At 48.4% G+C, this 2,069-nt stretch carries 2 pseudogenes; both read left to right on the top strand.

Annotated elements, in window-relative coordinates:
• Positions 1 to 485 (top strand): annotated as a pseudogene (locus GIW04_RS30190) (glycosyl transferase); the annotation flags it as partial.
• A gap of 96 nt (positions 486 to 581) precedes the next feature.
• Positions 582 to 1,964 (top strand): annotated as a pseudogene (locus tag GIW04_RS30195) (polysaccharide biosynthesis protein); the annotation flags it as partial.
• Positions 1,965 to 2,069 lie beyond the last annotated feature (105 nt).

Genomic DNA, 2,069 nt, shown 5'->3' on the forward strand with positions numbered 1-2,069 from the left:
ACACAGAGCTAATTGGTGCGCCCTTGCTGCTCTCATGTGCGGTTTTTGGGTTTCTGTATTGGAACTTTCCTCCTGCGAAAATTTTTATGGGGGATGCAGGTAGCGGTTTTCTGGGGGTGATGCTCGGAGTTTTGTCTCTATATGCAGCCTGGACCGCTCCTCAGCTGCTTTGGGTATGGCTAATTTTAGTGGGTGTTTTCGTTGTAGATGCGACATTCACGCTGGTCAGGCGTTTGGTTCGAGGTGACAAGGTATACGAAGCGCATAGAAGTCATGCCTACTAGCACGCCTCTCGCCAGCTAGGGAGCCATTTGCCGGTGACGCTTGCAGTGTTGTCCATTAATGTATTTTTCCTGTTGCCGATTGCACTGTGCGTCGGGCTTTCCATTTTAGACGGCGTGCTAGGAGTGCTTCTGGCTTATGTCCCATTGGTCGCGTTGGCTTTGCGATTTAGGGCCGGCGCGCTGGAGCGGAATGATCTTTAAGTATAGGTTCAAAATACAGTAGACTAACGTTGCTTATTCTGATCACGCACTGCGGGATTTTTTTGACTTAGGGTGCAAGGGGCGAACAACGGGGTTATGGATAAAATTAGAACAGCGCTACTGGGTCTACCACGCCGCCAGAAACGTGTGATTCAGGTAATTGCGGACATTTTACTGGTGTGGTTTGCGCTGTGGCTGGCATTTGTCGTTCGCCTGGGCATTGATGAAATGAGTAATCCGGTGAGGCAGCATTTATGGCTGTTTCTTAGCTGTCCGGTTATTTCCATACCCCTGTTCATTCGATTTGGCATGTATCGCGCCGTAATGCGATATTTTGGCAATGATGCGTTAATCGCAATAATAAAGGCGGTGAGTTTATCCTCTCTTATTTTGGGGGTAGTGGTATATTGGTATAGCAATCATCAAAATGTTGTACCTCGGTCGATCATTTTCAACTACTGGTGGTTGAGTTTGATTATGGTAGGTGGCTTGCGGTTGGGCATGCGTCAATATTTCTTGGGTGACTGGTTTGCTGCAGCGCAGCACGTTCCTTTTGCTAGTCGCGATGATGGCTTACCCAAAGTTGCTATCTATGGCGCAGGTGCAGCTGGTAATCAGTTGGTTGCTGCGCTCCGAATGGGGCGATTAATGCGTCCGGTGGCATTCATCGATGATGATGCCAGTATTGCTGATCGGGTCATTTCGGGACTTCAGGTTTACAAACCTAAGCATATTCAGCAGATGATCGATATCACAGGTGCTCAGGAAATATTGTTGGCCATTCCTTCGTCTTCGCGCGGAAGGCGGCGTGAAGTTCTTGGTTTATTGGAAGGCTTTCCTCTTCATGTGCGTAGCGTACCTGGATTCATGGATCTGGCGAGCGGCCGGGTGAAGGTTGATGACATTCAAGAAGTCGATATTGCGGATCTTTTAGGGCGTGATGCAGTTCCTGCTCAGGCCGAACTATTGGAGCACTGTATTAGAGGGCAAGTCGTATTTGTGACAGGTGCTGGAGGCTCTATTGGATCAGAGTTATGCCGTCAAATACTGTCACTGCAACCGACGACACTGCTGTTATATGAGCACAGTGAGTTTAATCTCTATAGCATACTTTCTGAACTCGAACAGCGTGTAACTCGTGAGTCGCTATCGGTTCGGCTTCTACCTATTCTCGGATCGGTACGAGATCAATCCAAAATTTTGGATGTTATGAGAACGTGGCGCGTTAATACTGTTTATCACGCAGCCGCATATAAACATGTGCCTATGGTTGAACACAATATTGCAGAAGGCGTGTTGAATAATGTCATTGGAACCTTGAACACCGCTCAAGCTGCGTTGATGGCGGGTGTCGATAATTTTGTTTTAATTTCCACAGACAAGGCTGTTCGACCTACAAATGTAATGGGTAGTACTAAACGGCTCGCTGAAATGACGCTGCAGGCCCTTAGTCATGAGTCTGCACCTATGTTGTTCGGCGGTTGCAGGAGCTGAGTGCAACACAGTTACTGGATTGAGGCGGGAGCCTCGTGATGCTTGGCCATCAGCTCGGTCATGACCTCGATGGGGCACTTGAAACCGAAG

The sequence above is a fragment of the Pseudomonas sp. PA-4-8C genome, assembly GCF_021606625.1.
In the GTDB taxonomy this organism is placed as follows: Bacteria; Pseudomonadota; Gammaproteobacteria; order Pseudomonadales; family Pseudomonadaceae; genus Aquipseudomonas; species Aquipseudomonas lactis.